This is a genomic window from Janthinobacterium sp. GMG1, from assembly GCF_034427795.1.
GTDB lineage: Bacteria > Pseudomonadota > Gammaproteobacteria > Burkholderiales > Burkholderiaceae_D > Janthinobacterium.
In genome coordinates this window covers 90,950-105,426 of the sequence record NZ_JAXQNT010000014.1, presented here as the reverse complement: position 1 = coordinate 105,426, position 14,477 = coordinate 90,950, and the positions used below count along the sequence as shown (strand labels likewise).

Here is a 14,477-nt window from a genome sequence, read left to right as displayed (position 1 = left end):
AGAGATCAGTTCAGGTTGCCCTGCGGTCGAGCATCGCGCGAGCGATGGTGCCCGCGTCGACGTATTCCAGTTCGCCGCCCACGGGTACGCCGCGGGCCAGGCGGCTCACGTGCAAGCCCCGCGCCTTCAGCATTTCGCTGATGTAATGGGCCGTGGCTTCGCCTTCATTCGTGAAGTTGGTGGCCAGCACCACTTCACCGACCACGCCATCGTTGGCGCGGTTCAGCAATTTTTCGAGGTGGATATCTTTCGGGCCGATGCCGTCCAGCGGAGAGAGTCGCCCCATGAGGACGAAATACAGGCCCTTGTAGGTGAGCGTCTGCTCGATCATCAGCTGGTCGGCGGGCGTTTCCACCACGCACAGCAAGCGCTTGTCGCGCTCTTCGTCGAGACAGGTCTCGCACACTTCGTGTTCGGTAAAGGTATTGCACAGGCCGCAGTGATGCACGGCATCGACGGCCTGGAACAGGGCGCGCGACAGCATGGCCGCGCCTTCCCTATCGTGCTGCAACAAATGAAACGCCATCCGCTGCGCCGACTTGGGGCCGACGCCGGGCAGGCGCCGCAACGCCTCGGTCAAAAATTCAAGCGACTTGGACATGGATCAACCTTGTCCCGTGCCATGGATCGAGCGCATGCGGCAGTGCATCAGAATGGCATTTTGAAGCCGGCTGGCAAGTTCATGCCGCCAGTCAAGCCTGCCATTTTTTCAGCGGACGTCGCTTCCGCCTTGCGCACGGCGTCGTTGAAAGCGGCGGCCACCAGGTCTTCCAGCATGTCCTTGTCGTCGGCCAGCAGCGACGGGTCGATGGAGACGCGCTTGACGTCGTTCTTGCACGTCATGACGATTTTCACGAGGCCAGCGCCGGACTGGCCTTCCACTTCCACCAGCGCCAGTTGCTCCTGGGCCTTTTTCATGTTGTCTTGCATTGCTTGCGCCTGCTTCATCAGGCCAGCCAGTTGATTTTTCATCATGAGAATGCTCCGTTCAATTCAGTTTGTGAGTTTTGTTAATCATCAATGCAGGGTCGGCGCGGCGGAGCCGGCCGGTGCAGGGGTAATCGTTCCCGGCACAACAAAAGCGTCGAATGCACGCTTCATGTCGAGCACGAAGGGATCGCTGGCGATGGTTTCTTCCGCTTGCAGCTGGCACGCCTCGCGGTGGGCCTGCGCTTCCGCGCTGGCCGTGTACCAGACGGCGCCCAGTTCCGTGTCGACATTGACCTTGCGGCCGAAGCGCTCGCTCAGCACGGCCGCCAGTTTTTCCACGTTGGCCGGACTGCGCCACGTGTCGATCGGCACGCGCAGGCGGAACGTGGTGCTGTGGCCGTCGTGCAGGCATTCGATCAGCTCGGCCTGCACGGCCAATTGCTGGGCTATGCCGCGCAGGGGCAGCACGGCAGCGACGGCCGGCCAGTTGCCGTCCCAGTCCAGGCCCGGCACGGGCGTGATCACATACGGTCCGCTGGGCGCGGCTTGCTTGGCGGCACGCTGCGGCATGATGACGGCCGGCTGCTCGCTGCTTTGCGCAGCTGGCGCCGCTACAGCGGCGGAGGCGCTGTCGTCGGAAAATTCGGTGACCCACGGCGGCAAGTCGTCGTCGGCGGGCGCCTGCTGTGGCGGCGGTGCGGCAGGACGTACCTGCTGGACGGGAGCTTCCATCACGGCGACCGGTGGCGCATCGTCCCACGGCGCAGGTGCTTTCGCGGCGGCGGGCGGTGGTGGCGGCGCGGCCTGGACGGGTGCAGCCGGGGCTGGCGCCGCGGCGACAGGTTCCGCTGCCGGTGCCGGTGCAGCTGGCTTGGGCGCCGACGATGGCGCCGATGGCGCGCTGCCCGGACGTCCTTTCGAGGCGGCGCGGGCCGCTTCCAGCGCCGCATTGATGGCGGCGCGGGCGGAACTGATCGGAGCGCCCGAGGCTGCCGGGGCAGCCGCAGCGGGAGCAGCGGCAGGCGGCGGCACTGGTGCTGGCGCCGGGGCTGCTACAGGCGCCGGTGCCGGTGCCGGAGCAGCTGCGCGTGGCGGCGGCGCTTCGCTGCGCGCCATGCTGGCGGCAGCGGCTGCGACCACGGCGGGCGGTGTCACGGCGGCGTGGCTGGCCACGCTGTTCGTGGCGGCACGGGCGGGCGGTGCGGATGCCCCTGCCGCAGCGCGCGCGGCAGCCACGGCGGCGGGACGGTTGCCTGGGACGGAGGCTGGTGCCGCCGGCACGCCATCGGCGCCGCCTATGCCGGGCCGAAAGGCCAGCATGCGCAGCAAGGTCATGGTAAAGCCCGCATATTCGTCGGGCGCCAGGCCCAGTTCATTGCGGCCATGCACGGCGATCTGGTAAAACAGCTGCACTTCTTCCGCGTCGAACGCGGCAGCCAGACGCACGATGTCCGCATATTCGGGCAAATCCTGCGGCAAGGCGGCCGGCACGGTTTGCGCCAGCGCAATGCGGTGCAATAAAGTGCCCAGATCCTGCAGGGCGCCGTTGTAGGACAGGCTGCGCGAGGCCATCTCGTCGGCCACGGCCAGCAGATCGGCGCCATCCTGCTGCGCCAGCGCGTCGAGCAGGCGCACCAGGTAGGACTGGTCGAGCGCGCCGAGCATGCCTTGCACGGCATCGAGCGTGACTTCGCCGGCCGCATAGGCGATGGCCTGGTCCGTCAGGGACAGCGCATCGCGCATGGAGCCGTGGGCGCCTTGAGCCAGCAGGCGCAAGGCCGGCTGTTCGAAGGCGATGCCTTCCTGCCCCAGGATATTGTCCAGGTGGCTGATGATGTGGCCGGGCGGCATCTGCTTGAGGTTGAACTGCAGGCAGCGCGACAGCACGGTCACGGGAATCTTTTGCGGGTCCGTCGTGGCCAGGATGAACTTGACGTGCTCGGGCGGTTCTTCCAGGGTCTTCAGCATGGAATTGAACGCGTGGTTCGTCAGCATGTGCACCTCATCGATCATATAGACCTTGAAGCGCGCATTGCTGGGCGCGTAGACCGCCTGTTCCAGCAGCTGCGCCATTTCATCGACGCCGCGGTTCGACGCCGCATCCATCTCTATATAGTCGACAAAGCGTCCCGCGTCGATCGCCGTGCACGCTTCGCACACGCCGCAAGGCTGGGCCGTGATGCCGCCCGTGCCATCGGGGCCGATGCAATTGAGCGACTTGGCCAGGATGCGCGACAGGGTCGTCTTGCCGACGCCGCGCGTGCCCGTGAACAGGTAGGCGTGATGCAATCGGCCGCTGTGCAAGGCATGCGTGAGCGCGCGCACGACGTGCTCCTGGCCGACGAGCGTCTCGAAATTCTTGGGGCGGTATTTACGGGCGAGGACTTGATAGGACATGCTGAGATTTTACCATGCGATTTTGCGGGTGATCCTGCGCGGCGGGCGCAAGCCTCATGGCCGGGCCATTCCAATATGGCAAACGCGGCAAAGCAGCAATTGTATAACATGGCCCGGCAGAAACAGGGAAAACACGGCAAGTCCGGCAATGCTGCGGATCGGAAAGAAAACGGGGCCGTAAAAGCAAAAAAGCTGCCCATGGCAGCTTGATTGTTGATCCTGATAAAACATTCCCGAAGGAGGCGAGCCTGATCTGCGGCACTCATGGTTAATAGCCGTGGCTGCTTCGTTCCCGACCTGACCAGGTTAGCCATGCCACGATGCGCAGGGGCCCGCCGGGGACAATTATAACCGACCTGCGCAAGATTGGGGAAGTCACGCAAAAACCGGACTCCCCCAGCCCCTGGTTTCCCTTACAAGCCCAGCTCTTGCCAGATCCCATCCACTTTCGCCTTCACTTCCGGCGTCATGGCAATCGTCGTGCCCCACTCGCGCGTCGTTTCGCCCGGCCACTTATTCGTCGCATCGATACCCATCTTGCTGCCCAGGCCGCTGACCGGCGAGGCAAAGTCCAGGTAATCGATCGGCGTGTTGTCGACCAGCGTCGTGTCGCGGATGGGGTCGACACGCGTCGTGATGGCCCAGATGACTTCTTTCCAGTCGCGAATATTCACGTCTTCATCGACCACCACGATGAACTTGGTATACATGAACTGGCGCAGGAAGCTCCACACGCCGAACATCACGCGCTTGGCGTGGCCCGCGTACTGTTTCTTGATCTGCACCACGGCCATGCGGTAGCTGCAGCCTTCGGGCGGCAGATAGAAGTCCGTGATTTCGCTGAACTGCTTTTGCAGCAGCGGCACGAACACTTCGTTCAGGGCCAGGCCCAGCACGGCCGGCTCGTCCGGCGGTTTGCCTGTATACGTGGAGTGGTAAATCGGGTCGCGGCGCATGGTGATGCGGTCGATGGTAAACACGGGGAAACTGTCCTGCTCATTATAGTAGCCCGTGTGGTCGCCATACGGCCCTTCCAGCGCGTGCTCATAGCCGCTCGGATGGTTTTCATCCGGATAGATATGGCCTTCGAGCACGATCTCGGCCGACGCAGGCACGCGCAGCTCGCTGCCGATGGCTTTCACCAGCTCCGTGCGGCTGCCGCGCAGCAAGCCGGCGAACTGGTACTCGGACAGGCTGTCCGGCACCGGCGTGACGGCCCCTAATATAGTAGCGGGATCGGCGCCCAGCGCGACGGCGATCGGATACGGCTTGCCCTTGCTCTGGATCGCGTGTTCGCGGAAGTCCAGCGCCCCGCCCCGGTGCGCCAGCCAGCGCATGATGACCTTATTACGCCCCAGCACTTGCTGGCGGTAGATGCCCAGGTTTTGCCGCTTCTTGTTCGGGCCCTTGGTGATCACCAGGCCCCAGGTGATCAGGGGGGCGACGTCGCCAGGCCAGCAATGCTGGATCGGCAGGCGCGCCAGGTCGACGTCATTGCCTTCCCAGACGATTTCCTGGCATTTCGCGCCGCGCAACTCCTTCGGCGACATGTCCCACACGGATTTCACCAGGGAACCGAGTCCCAGCAAGTCCTTGAAATCCTTCGGCGGTTCCGGTTCCTTCAGCCGCGCCAGCACATGGCCGATCTTGCGCAACTCGCTCACATCTTCCGCGCCCATGCCCAGCGCCACGCGGCGCGTGGTGCCGAACAGATTGCCCAGCACCGGCATGTCGTATCCCGTCGGATTATTGAACAGCAAGGCCGGCCCGCCTGCGCGCAAGGTACGGTCGCAAACTTCCGTCATCTCCAAAATCGGTGAAATGGGGGTCGAAATGGGCTTAAGTTCACCCATTTGTTGCAGTTGAGAAATAAAATCTCGCAAATCTGAATATTTCATGTGTTTTTAATTTTTTTTGACGTCGGACGCCGTTGCTGAAGGATCTATGCCAAGTAATTGATTTTATTGGCTTTTGGCACAATGCAAGTCAAAAAGTAAGACATAAAAGTAATAAAGAAACGATTCGTTAGTATTGACTTGATATAAAACGGCTTCTACAATTCGCCCAACTTGAAAGAGCACGCCGGCCCAGAGCTTGATTTTAGCGTTTCTCTTTCATTCACGGAGTCGGGGCTCCACATGACATTTTAAGGAGTGTTTTCAAAAGGCGTCTGCCTTACCCCCGGTAAAAGTTGTATTGCGACTGATCCAATACCAAAACGGGACCGATCAGCTCAAGCAAGCAATGACGGCGTTTCTCGCACGCATCCATACGCGGCGGAAACGATGATATTTCTGATGCACGGCATTGGCAGTACCCACAACACCGCGACACCGCGGAGGGACTGCCTGTTGACGCGACATTTCGGGGAACTCTATGACTCATCGTAGCACTGAAGCAGCATTGCCTGCTTCAACCGTGGCTGGCCAGCCAGCGTTGGCGCGTTTGCGCGCCCGCGCACAAGCCATTTCGGCACGTGGCGTATTGACCACGGCACAACACACACTGACAGTCTTCGGCATTTCCGCCCTGGCACTGATCGCCCTGCTGATGTTCCGCCCGGACCTGGGCAAACAACTGACGCACAGCCTGTTCCCGCTGCCGATGGCAGAGGCGCAAGCCGTTGAAGCGCCGGCCCTGTCGGCACTGATGGAAGCGCCTGCTTCCGTGCAAACGGCCGCCGCCAGCGACGCACCGCTGAGCAAGGAAGAAAAAGCCTTGCTGGGCACGCAAAAGCAGCAGCAATGGGTCACCAACTGGCTCTCCAAGCGCTACCGCGTGGCCAACGATGCGACCAATATGCTCGTCTCGACGGCATACCTGACGGCCCGTGAAATCAAGCTGGACCCGCTGCTGATCCTGGCCGTGATGGCCATCGAATCGGGCTTGAACCCGTTCGCGGAAAGCCCCGTCGGCGCGCAAGGCTTGATGCAAGTCATGTCGAAAGTGCACCATGAGCGCTTCCAGGAAATGGGCGGCGTGCAAGCAGCCTTGAATCCGGTCGCCAACATCCGCGTCGGTTCCCTGATCCTGAAAGACTACGTCACGCGTGGCGGTTCCGTCGAAGCGGGCTTGAAAACCTATGTCGGCGCCGCCAACTTCGCCACCGACTCGGGCTACGGCTCGCGCGTGCTGGCCGAATATCGCCGCCTGAAACAAGTGTCCGCCGGCCAGCGCGTGCCAACCACGACGCCAGTGATGGCATCGAACACGCCAGCGCCAGCCAAGGCGCCAGCGCCGGAAAGCGGCATCACCATCAAAGTGCTGCCCCACAACGAGATCGCCGGCCTGTAGTAACGCGCTCTTCCAACCTACTGCGCAGCCCGCGCTCGGGTCGGCGTTACTCGCTGTACTCCAGTACAGCTGCGTTACTCAACCCGACATCGGGCTTGCTCGCTACGGTTTGAAGAGGCGCCGATGCGTTAATGCGCAACACTCCGACAGCAAAAAGGGCAGACTTTTCAGTCTGCCCTTTTTGCATCCATTGCGGCCTTCGCCGCTGGATCCATACCTATATTACTTGCGCTTGTTGGCGTTGACTTCTTCCTCGCGGAATTTCACTGCCAGTTTATCCAGCACGCCGTTCACATACTTGTGGCCGTCGATACCGCCAAACGACTTGGCCAGCTCGACCGCTTCGTTGATGACGACGCGGTACGGGATTTCCATGTTGTTCTTCAGCTCGAACGCGCCGATCAGCAGGATGCCGTGTTCGATGGGCGACAGTTCCGCGATATTGCGGTCGATCAAGGGTGCCATGCTTTCGCGCAACGCCAGCGAATCCTTGATGGCGCCGTACAGCAGCACCGTGAAATGATCGCCATCGGCCTTGTCGAAACCATGCGCCGCGCGAATATTGTTCACGACGGTGGTCGCGTCTTCATTGTTCAGCAGCCACTGGTACAAGCCCTGCAGCGCAAACTCGCGCGCGCGGTGACGCGGCGTGCGGTTTTTGCTGGGATTGGCGAGCAAATTTTTCTCAGTCATGATTGTTACCTGTTTTTAAGTACTTGTTCATTACAAATTCCGACGAGACACTGCGGCACGCTTTTAGGCAGCGCAGCCGCAATTCAAGCGTGCGTGAGAAGGATGTCAGGGCAAGGCGCGAGGCCGAAGACAGTACGAAAGTACGGCGAGGCCTTGCAACGCAGCCATGGCATTCTTATCACACGCGCTTAATCTTCGTCGGTGTCCTGCAACTCTTCTAGCGCTTGCGCCAGATTGGCCATTTCCACTGCCACGCGTGCCGCTTCGGCTCCCTTGACCAGCATGCGCACTTCCGCCTGCTCGTCGTTTTCGGTCGTCAACACGGCGTTGGCGATCGGGATGCCGTAATCGAGACCGACGCGCGTGATGCCTGCGCCCGATTCGTTCGATACCAGCTCGAAGTGGTAGGTTTCACCGCGAATCACGGCGCCCAGTGCGATCAGGGCGTCGAATTGCTCGGTTTCTGCCATTTTTTGCAGAATCAGTGGGATTTCCAGGGCGCCCGGCACGGTCACGTGCAGGATATCTTCATCGGCCACGCCCAGCTTGCTCAACTCTTCCAGGCATGCCGACAGCAAGCCACCACCGACGATTTCATTGAATCGTGCCTGGACGATACCGACGCGCAAACCTTCGCCGGCAAAATTGGTTTCATATGCTCCTACTGTCATCATAAGCCTCTTTAATCTGGTGGTTCAGGGCGACACACACATGCCGCCATCGTTTACTCTCACATCGACGTCTGGCCAGGATGGCACTGAAAACCTGTTACTTCCAGGTCGAAACCGGCCATCGACGGCATCTTGCGGGGGCTGGCCAGCAATTGCATCTTGCTCACGCCCAGGTCGCGCAGGATTTGTGCGCCGATGCCGTAGCTGCGCAAGTCCATGCTGGCGGCGCGGCCTTTCGGCTTGGCTTGCGGCGTATCGAGCGCGGCGAACTGGGCAAACAGCTCGCTCGACGTCTCGCCGCAGTTCAGCAAGACCATCACACCCCGCTCAGCCTGCTTGATGGCGGCCATCGAGGCGGCCACCGTCCACGAGTGGGTGGTCGCTTCGCTTTCCAGCACGTCCAGCAGGGAAACGGGCTGATGCACGCGCACCAGCGCTTCCAGGCCGGGGGCCAGGTCGCCGTGCACGAGGGCCAGGTGGGCCGACGCGCTAGGCTTGTCGCGGAAGGCGATCAGGCGGAATTCGCCGTGCGCCGTATGCAGGGTACGCTCGGCAACGCGCTCGACCAGGGATTCCGTCTGGCTGCGGTAATGGATCAGGTCGGCAATCGTGCCGATTTTCAGGCCATGCTGCTCGGCAAATACCAGCAAGTCCGGCAGGCGCGCCATGGTGCCGTCATCCTTCATGATTTCGCAAATCACGGACGCGGGCGTCAGGCCGGCCATGGCCGTCAGGTCGCAACCGGCTTCCGTATGGCCTGCGCGCATCAGCACGCCGCCTTTTTGCGCTTTCAGCGGGAAGATATGGCCAGGCTGGACAATATCGCTGGGCTGCGTGCCCTTGGCAACCGCGACCTGGATGGTCTTGGCGCGGTCGGCGGCGGAAATGCCTGTCGTCACGCCTTCGGCCGCTTCGATGGAAACAGTAAAGTTGGTGCCGTAGGCGGTGCCGTTGCGCGACGTCATCATCGACAGGTTCAGCTCGTCGCAACGCTCTTCCGTCAGGGTCAGGCAGACCAGGCCACGCGCATGCGTGATCATGAAATTGATGGCTTCAGGTGTCACGAAATCGGCGGCAAGCACCAGATCGCCTTCATTTTCCCGGTCTTCTTCATCGACCAGTATCACCATGCGGCCGGCGCGTAATTCAGCGACGATCTCTTCGGTGCTTGATATTGACATTATTCATCCTCTGAAGACGCCTGGCAAAACCTGCTGCGCGTCGGTATAGGCGGCTTGCGATGCTCACCGTACCTTCGTACGGTTGCGCTTCTCAGCCACCTCTCCCTTCCGCTCGCGACGGTTTTGCCTGGCGTTGTTAATGAAACTAAAAACTGAAACTAAATATCGAGCGCGAATACTCCGCGGATTTCCGGGAATTTTCTTATAACCTGCTATTTTAAAGGATTTAGCGCTTGCAGACCTGAAATAAGACAGCTTTGCGGCACGGATGCCGCAGCTAGTCCCGCAAAGCGCCCATTTCCTGATCCAGCGCACACGGCGACGGCAAGGCGCGCGCCGCCGGCCTTGCAAAGAGCATAAGATCGGCCAGTCACCGTCACGGCGCTGACACCCCTCTCGCAGCGATACCCCACACAGGAGCGGCAACATGAAAACCAACGGATCGGCCATCTGGTCAGGCGGCATCAAGGACGGCAAGGGCGCCATCAGCACGCGCAGCGGCGCCTTGCAGGAATATCCCTACGGCTTTGCCAGCCGCTTCGAAGGCAAGCCCGGCACGAATCCCGAGGAATTGATCGGCGCCGCGCACGCGGGCTGTTTCACCATGGCCTTGTCGCTGATCCTCGGCGAAGCGGGCCTGACGGCGGAAAAGATGGAGACAACGGCCGAAGTCACCCTCGACAAGGTCGACGACGGCTTTGCCATCACGGCCGTCCATCTGATCCTGAAAGCAAAGATACCGGGCGCCGACCAGGCAAAATTCGAGGAATTGACGGGCAAGGCCAAGGCCGGCTGCCCCGTGTCGAAGCTGCTTAAAGCCAACATTACCCTGGACGCCACCCTGCTGCCCTAGATTTTAGGCACGGGCTTGACGGGCGCCACGGCAGCGACGGGTGCCACCAGCGGCAGGCGCGAGTCGCTGGCCGGCAATGGCCGGTTCATCAACCCCGGATTCAGGGCTGCATTGTTCAGGTTATAGGCGGCAATGGCTGCCGCCACGGACGGGTCTTGCGATGACGGCGGCGGCACGGCCATGCCCGCGTTTTGCGCGGCCAGCTCTTGCGCCTGCGTATTTTGCCGGGCCAACTGGGCTTGAGCCGTCGCCAGGCCCGCATCGGCTTGCCCCTGCGCCGCACGCGCCAGCGACTGCGCCCGGTCACTGGCCGCCTGAGCCGCCATTTGCGCGTCGCTGGCGGCCAGCTGCGCCCGCGCCGCATCATCCGCCGCCGCTTGCGCCTGCTGCTGCAAACCCTGCTGCTGCACCTGCCCCTGGCGCAGTTCGTCCACGCGTGCCGCTTCCTGCTGCTGCGCCTGCTGATCGGTATTGATGCGTTCGCTGTCGATGCGCTGGACATCGACGCGCTGCTTGTCCGCGCGCTGCGCCTGCAGTAGTTCCGCTGCATCGGCGGCGGCTTGCGCCGACGGCTGCGGCCGCAGCTCCTGCAAGTCCAGGTTCAGTTCTTCCGCTTCCAGCTGCTGCTGCAGTTCCAGTTGCCGCTGCGCAATGGCGATCGTCTGCGGCGGCGCCTCGTCCACGACCTGCGGCGGCGCGTCCTGCAAGGCTTGCGCGGCACTGGACGGCAGTGTTTCGCCTGTCAAATCCGCTTCGACATTGCTCGCCAGCGGCGCGCCCTGCTGCCGGGCCAGCACGGCACCCACCTGCGCCAGCACGTCCGTTCCCTGTTGCAAGGCGTCCAGAGTGACATTGCTGTCGGCCGCATACGCGGCCTGCAACGTTGCAGCATCGACATCTTCATTGCGCAGATCGATGCCGATGCGGGCCAGCTGCGCTTGCGTAAGCAAGTTGCCGTCCTGCGCCAGCGCGGCCGCCGCATCCGTCGTGCCATCGCCCGACAGCAAATCGTAGCGCTGCGCCAGGCTGCCCGGCGTATCGCCGGCCGTCGCCAGCTGGCTGGCATCGATGCCGCTCGTTTGCAGCTGGGCGAACGATTCCGTCAGCTGCCGCGCCACCGCCAGCAAGTCGTCATTGACATTCACGGGGGTATTCGCCGCCCTGCCCTCTTCCGTGGCGCCCTGCAAGGCCAGTAGTTGCCGGCGCGACAAGGCCACACCGGACAGAAACTGGCCCAGTGGGGAGATGTCGACCTGGGTCGAGGACAGGATGGTATTGAGAGCCGCCGCGCCGGAAGGCAGCACGGGCAGCGCAGGCGCCAGAGGTGCCGTTGCGCCCACGCGGGACGTGGCCGGGATGGTGTTGGGCACGGTTGCGCGCGAAATCGGGTCCATGGCTAGCCTCCACTGCGGAAAGCTTCATAGTATGCGCGTCTGCAAGAAAAGCAACACACGCCTGGCAAGGCGGCAGGTGTGTTGCCTTACGCTGTGGTGTTAAGCGGCAGCCTTGTCCAGCGACAACATGCGCTCGACATAGCGGGCGATCAGGTCGATTTCAAGGTTGACCTTGCCATCAACCGTCAAGTGTTTCAAGGTCGTCATGGCGATCGTGTGCGGGATCAGGTTGATCGAGAAGCGGCAGCCATTGACGGCGCCCGCGCCCAGGTCTTCCACGCGGTTGACGGTGAGGGACACGCCATTGACGACGACGGAACCTTTGAAGGCCAGGTATTTCGCCAGTTCATGCGGCGCTTCGATCACCAGTTCCCACGATTCGCCCACGGCTTCGAACTTGCGCACGATGCCCAAGCCATCGACGTGGCCGGAAACCAGGTGGCCGCCCAGGCGCTCGGCCAAGGTCAGGGCTTTTTCCAGGTTGACTTCCGTGGTGGTATCGAGACCCACGGTGCAATTGAGGCTTTCGCGCGAGACATCGACGGCAAAGCCCGTGTCCGATTTTTCCACCACCGTCATGCAGGCGCCATTGATGGCGATGGAGTCGCCCAGGGCCACATCGGCCAGCGGCAAGCCGCCCGCATGGATGTTCAGGCGCACGCCTGCGTCGAGGCCGCCGTCGAGTGCTTGCACGGTTTCAATCTTGCCGATGGCGGCAACAATTCCTGTAAACATGAACTAACCCTATAAAAGTGTGAAGTATTAATTGCGCTGGGCGAATCTTGCAAGGATACGCACATCTTCGCCCACTTGCTGAACCTGGTGAAATTGCAAAGTGCGCTGTTGCTTGATATCCGTCAAGGCGGGCAAGGCAAACATGCCTTGCGCGTCGCCCAGCAAGGTGGGCGCCAGGTAGACCAGCAGCTCGTCGACGCAGCCTTCGCGGATCAGCGAGCCGTTCAGTTTGGCGCCGGCCTCGACGTGAACTTCATTGCATTGCCGGCGTCCCAGTTCCAGCATCAGCGCGGCCAGATCGACCTTGCCGTCCTCGTTCGGCAGCAGGATGACTTCCGCGCCCAGGGCGCGCAGCTGCGCTTCCTTTTCCGGATTGGCAACTGCCGCCACGATCCACGTGCCGCCGCCCTGCAAGATGCGCGCGTCGAGGCTGATGTCGAGCCGGCTGTCGACGACGATGCGGCGCGGCTGGCGCGGCGTCTCGACGGCGCGCACGTTCAATTGCGGATCGTCCGCCTTGACCGTGCCGATGCCCGTCAGGATGGCGCAGGCGCGCGCGCGCCAGGCGTGGCCATCGGCGCGCGCCTCTGGCCCCGTGATCCACTGGCTCTGGCCATTGTGCAAGGCCGTCATGCCGTCCAGGCTGGCAGCCGTTTTCATGCGCACCCACGGCTTGCCGCGCTGCATGCGCGAAAAGAAGCCGATATTCATTTCATATGCCTCGTCGGCCAGCACATCCGTGGTGACGGCGATGCCGGCTGCTTGCAGCTTGGCCAGTCCCTGCCCCGCCACCAGCGGGTTCGGGTCCGTCATGGCGGCCACGACGCGGCCCAGCCCCGCGCGCACGAGCGCATCGGAGCATGGCGGCGTGCGGCCGTGATGGTTGCACGGCTCCAGGGTGACATAGGCGGTGGCGCCGCGCACGTCGTTGCCGCGCGCCGCCGCATTGGCCAGCGCTTGCACCTCGGCATGATCCTGCCCGGCCGCCTGCGTCACGCCGGCGCCGATCACCTGGCCATCCTTGACGATGACGCAGCCGATGCGGGGATTGGGCGAGGTCGTGTACAAACCGCGCGCCGCCCATTCCAGCGCCAGGCGCATGCCATCGATATCGTTGAGTATTTCCACGGGCTTCTTTGCTTGAAGGTGAGTAATTGATAAGTCGTGCTACGAACTGTCGGCCACGCCGCTGCAATTGGCCGCCTGCTGCTGCGGATCGCACACGCGCACCCTGCCCAGCATATTGATTTTAATATGCCGCACCTGCTTTCCCAAAGCCAGGGACAAGGTACCCCAGCGCGCCGCCAGGCTATTGGTCGCGCTGCAACTGCGTCCTGCGCCATTGTAGGCGATATAAAACGGCGCCGTGGCCGAGGAAAACGCGAACTGGGCCGTGATGCCCTCCGGCAGCGGCCCCTGGCGGAACAGCAATTCGTCATCGCCATCGAACACGAGGTTGGCATTGCGGTCGATGAAGATCAGCCAGCCCGTGCGCCAGTCCACGCCACCGGGCCCGGCCGGCACCAGCAGCACGCGTTGTCCCCGTGCCATCGCCTGCGCCCGCGTCAGTTCGATGGCCGAGAACAAGTCGGTCGCCGCCGCGCGCACCTGCTGGCGCGCCAGCAGGTGCAGCAAGCTGGGCATGGCAGCGGCCGCCAGCAGCGCGGCAATCGCCAGCACGGCCAGCAATTCGAGCATGGTGTGTCCGAGGGTACGGCCGAGGGTGCGCCCGAATTTGTGCCTGCTCCTCGGTAGCCGCTTGCGTGTGGCCATGGTTTAGGGCCAGCAATGGCTGGTCGGGCCGCTGCTGCCGCGCTGGCCCGTGCTGTTCAAGGACAACACGCCGCAATCGGCATCCTGGAACTGCGCATCAACCTTGGACGTGCCCGGCATGGCGCGCAACAGTACGCATTGCCCGATCGTCAGGCCGGGACAGGCCAGCGCCTCGATTTCATACGCGCTGCCAGCCGCGCCCCCTTCGCCCGACCACCATGGAAATTGCTGCGACTGCTGCGCCGGCGATGCCGAGGAAAAGGCCAGATAGCGGTTATTTTTCGAGTAATAGCGCTCCTGCTGCTGCATCAGGCGCAGCAGGGCCGCCTGTCCCTGCACCCGCTTGGCACGCACGACATGGCTGTGATAAGCGGGCACGGCCAGCGCCAGCAGCAGGCTCATGATCGCCAGCGCGGACAGCAGCTCGATCAGGCTGAAGCCCTGCGGGTTGGCAGCAGGAGTTCCACCGTTCGCAGCGAACCCATTCCGCCTTGCCAGCGTCCCCATGCGATCTCCCTCTTTCCCAAAAAGCGCCAGCCGGTACGATGCGTGTGCC

General features: G+C 62.6%; 14 protein-coding genes and 1 other RNA gene. 2 read left to right on the top strand and 13 right to left on the bottom strand.

Features of this window, described 5'->3' with window-relative positions; all coding sequences use genetic code 11:
• Positions 1-10: 10 nt before the first annotated feature.
• From recR to ubiD, 5 genes are all read right to left on the bottom strand, one after another.
• Complete coding sequence (recR, locus tag SJI03_RS26255; protein ID WP_322429150.1) at positions 11-601, bottom strand: recombination mediator RecR; 591 nt, start codon at positions 599-601, stop codon at positions 11-13.
• Positions 602-648: 47 nt separating this feature from the next.
• Positions 649-975 (bottom strand): YbaB/EbfC family nucleoid-associated protein, encoded by a 327-nt coding sequence (locus tag SJI03_RS26250; protein ID WP_034759121.1) that lies wholly within the window; start codon positions 973-975, stop codon positions 649-651.
• A 42-nt stretch (positions 976-1,017) separates the two neighbouring features.
• Positions 1,018-3,327: a DNA polymerase III subunit gamma/tau gene (gene dnaX / locus SJI03_RS26245; protein ID WP_322429149.1), complete on the bottom strand. Its 2,310-nt coding sequence runs from the start codon at positions 3,325-3,327 to the stop codon at positions 1,018-1,020.
• Between the two features lie 238 nt (positions 3,328-3,565).
• Positions 3,566-3,664, bottom strand: an RNA gene (ffs, locus tag SJI03_RS26240) — signal recognition particle sRNA small type.
• Positions 3,665-3,740: 76 nt separating this feature from the next.
• The gene (gene ubiD / locus SJI03_RS26235) at positions 3,741-5,225 is read right to left on the bottom strand and encodes a 4-hydroxy-3-polyprenylbenzoate decarboxylase (protein ID WP_071650179.1); all 1,485 of its coding nucleotides are present in this window, start codon (positions 5,223-5,225) and stop codon (positions 3,741-3,743) included.
• A 478-nt stretch (positions 5,226-5,703) separates the two neighbouring features.
• Here ubiD and SJI03_RS26230 point away from each other — a divergent pair, with 478 nt between their 5' ends.
• Complete coding sequence (locus tag SJI03_RS26230; RefSeq protein ID WP_199534502.1) at positions 5,704-6,621, top strand: transglycosylase SLT domain-containing protein; 918 nt, start codon at positions 5,704-5,706, stop codon at positions 6,619-6,621.
• Between the two features lie 222 nt (positions 6,622-6,843).
• On the opposite strand, the gene nusB is transcribed toward SJI03_RS26230, so the two are convergent.
• The 3 genes from nusB to ribBA all read right to left on the bottom strand — a co-directional run bounded on the left by nusB (position 6,844) and on the right by ribBA (position 9,166).
• Entirely contained in the window at positions 6,844-7,314 is a 471-nt protein-coding gene (gene nusB, locus SJI03_RS26225; RefSeq protein ID WP_034759129.1) for a transcription antitermination factor NusB, read from the bottom strand.
• A gap of 188 nt (positions 7,315-7,502) precedes the next feature.
• Positions 7,503-7,985 (bottom strand): 6,7-dimethyl-8-ribityllumazine synthase, encoded by a 483-nt coding sequence (gene ribH / locus SJI03_RS26220; RefSeq protein WP_034759563.1) that lies wholly within the window; start codon positions 7,983-7,985, stop codon positions 7,503-7,505.
• 59 nt (positions 7,986-8,044) lie between these two features.
• Positions 8,045-9,166 carry a bifunctional 3,4-dihydroxy-2-butanone-4-phosphate synthase/GTP cyclohydrolase II gene (ribBA, locus tag SJI03_RS26215; RefSeq protein ID WP_099380459.1) on the bottom strand — a complete coding sequence of 374 codons (1,122 nt, stop codon included), beginning with the start codon at positions 9,164-9,166 and terminating at the stop codon, positions 8,045-8,047.
• A gap of 427 nt (positions 9,167-9,593) precedes the next feature.
• Here ribBA and SJI03_RS26210 point away from each other — a divergent pair, with 427 nt between their 5' ends.
• Positions 9,594-10,019, top strand: a complete 426-nt coding sequence (locus SJI03_RS26210; RefSeq protein WP_034759136.1) for an OsmC family protein — start codon at positions 9,594-9,596, stop codon at positions 10,017-10,019.
• Here the strand turns inward: SJI03_RS26210 and SJI03_RS26205 are convergent.
• The 5 genes from SJI03_RS26205 to SJI03_RS26185 all read right to left on the bottom strand — a co-directional run bounded on the left by SJI03_RS26205 (position 10,016) and on the right by SJI03_RS26185 (position 14,428).
• The gene (locus SJI03_RS26205; RefSeq protein ID WP_322429148.1) at positions 10,016-11,413 is read right to left on the bottom strand and encodes a hypothetical protein; all 1,398 of its coding nucleotides are present in this window, start codon (positions 11,411-11,413) and stop codon (positions 10,016-10,018) included. The two genes, SJI03_RS26210 and SJI03_RS26205, sit on opposite strands and share 4 nt — an antisense overlap.
• Positions 11,414-11,512: 99 nt before the next feature.
• Positions 11,513-12,148: a riboflavin synthase gene (locus SJI03_RS26200; protein ID WP_035826106.1), complete on the bottom strand. Its 636-nt coding sequence runs from the start codon at positions 12,146-12,148 to the stop codon at positions 11,513-11,515.
• A 27-nt stretch (positions 12,149-12,175) separates the two neighbouring features.
• A complete protein-coding gene (gene ribD / locus SJI03_RS26195; protein WP_322429147.1) occupies positions 12,176-13,276 on the bottom strand; it encodes a bifunctional diaminohydroxyphosphoribosylaminopyrimidine deaminase/5-amino-6-(5-phosphoribosylamino)uracil reductase RibD in 1,101 nt (366 codons plus the stop codon).
• A 39-nt stretch (positions 13,277-13,315) separates the two neighbouring features.
• Positions 13,316-13,846 carry a GspH/FimT family protein gene (locus SJI03_RS26190; RefSeq protein WP_322429146.1) on the bottom strand — a complete coding sequence of 177 codons (531 nt, stop codon included), beginning with the start codon at positions 13,844-13,846 and terminating at the stop codon, positions 13,316-13,318.
• A 78-nt stretch (positions 13,847-13,924) separates the two neighbouring features.
• Complete coding sequence (locus tag SJI03_RS26185; protein ID WP_322429145.1) at positions 13,925-14,428, bottom strand: type IV pilin protein; 504 nt, start codon at positions 14,426-14,428, stop codon at positions 13,925-13,927.
• Positions 14,429-14,477 lie beyond the last annotated feature (49 nt).

What these genes read in the sequence shown, in the direction of transcription:
- SJI03_RS26185 (WP_322429145.1), bottom strand. Translation starts at nt 14,428, where the DNA reads ATGGGGACGCTGGCAAGGCGGAATGGGTTCGCTGCGAACGGTGGAACT.
- nusB (WP_034759129.1), bottom strand. Translation starts at nt 7,314, where the DNA reads ATGACTGAGAAAAATTTGCTCGCCAATCCCAGCAAAAACCGCACGCCG.
- SJI03_RS26250 (WP_034759121.1), bottom strand. Translation starts at nt 975, where the DNA reads ATGATGAAAAATCAACTGGCTGGCCTGATGAAGCAGGCGCAAGCAATG.
- SJI03_RS26230 (WP_199534502.1), top strand. Translation starts at nt 5,704, where the DNA reads ATGACTCATCGTAGCACTGAAGCAGCATTGCCTGCTTCAACCGTGGCT.
- SJI03_RS26190 (WP_322429146.1), bottom strand. Translation starts at nt 13,846, where the DNA reads ATGCTCGAATTGCTGGCCGTGCTGGCGATTGCCGCGCTGCTGGCGGCC.
- SJI03_RS26200 (WP_035826106.1), bottom strand. Translation starts at nt 12,148, where the DNA reads ATGTTTACAGGAATTGTTGCCGCCATCGGCAAGATTGAAACCGTGCAA.
- recR (WP_322429150.1), bottom strand. Translation starts at nt 601, where the DNA reads ATGTCCAAGTCGCTTGAATTTTTGACCGAGGCGTTGCGGCGCCTGCCC.
- ubiD (WP_071650179.1), bottom strand. Translation starts at nt 5,225, where the DNA reads ATGAAATATTCAGATTTGCGAGATTTTATTTCTCAACTGCAACAAATG.
- SJI03_RS26205 (WP_322429148.1), bottom strand. Translation starts at nt 11,413, where the DNA reads ATGGACCCGATTTCGCGCGCAACCGTGCCCAACACCATCCCGGCCACG.
- ribBA (WP_099380459.1), bottom strand. Translation starts at nt 9,166, where the DNA reads ATGTCAATATCAAGCACCGAAGAGATCGTCGCTGAATTACGCGCCGGC.
- dnaX (WP_322429149.1), bottom strand. Translation starts at nt 3,327, where the DNA reads ATGTCCTATCAAGTCCTCGCCCGTAAATACCGCCCCAAGAATTTCGAG.
- SJI03_RS26210 (WP_034759136.1), top strand. Translation starts at nt 9,594, where the DNA reads ATGAAAACCAACGGATCGGCCATCTGGTCAGGCGGCATCAAGGACGGC.
- ribH (WP_034759563.1), bottom strand. Translation starts at nt 7,985, where the DNA reads ATGACAGTAGGAGCATATGAAACCAATTTTGCCGGCGAAGGTTTGCGC.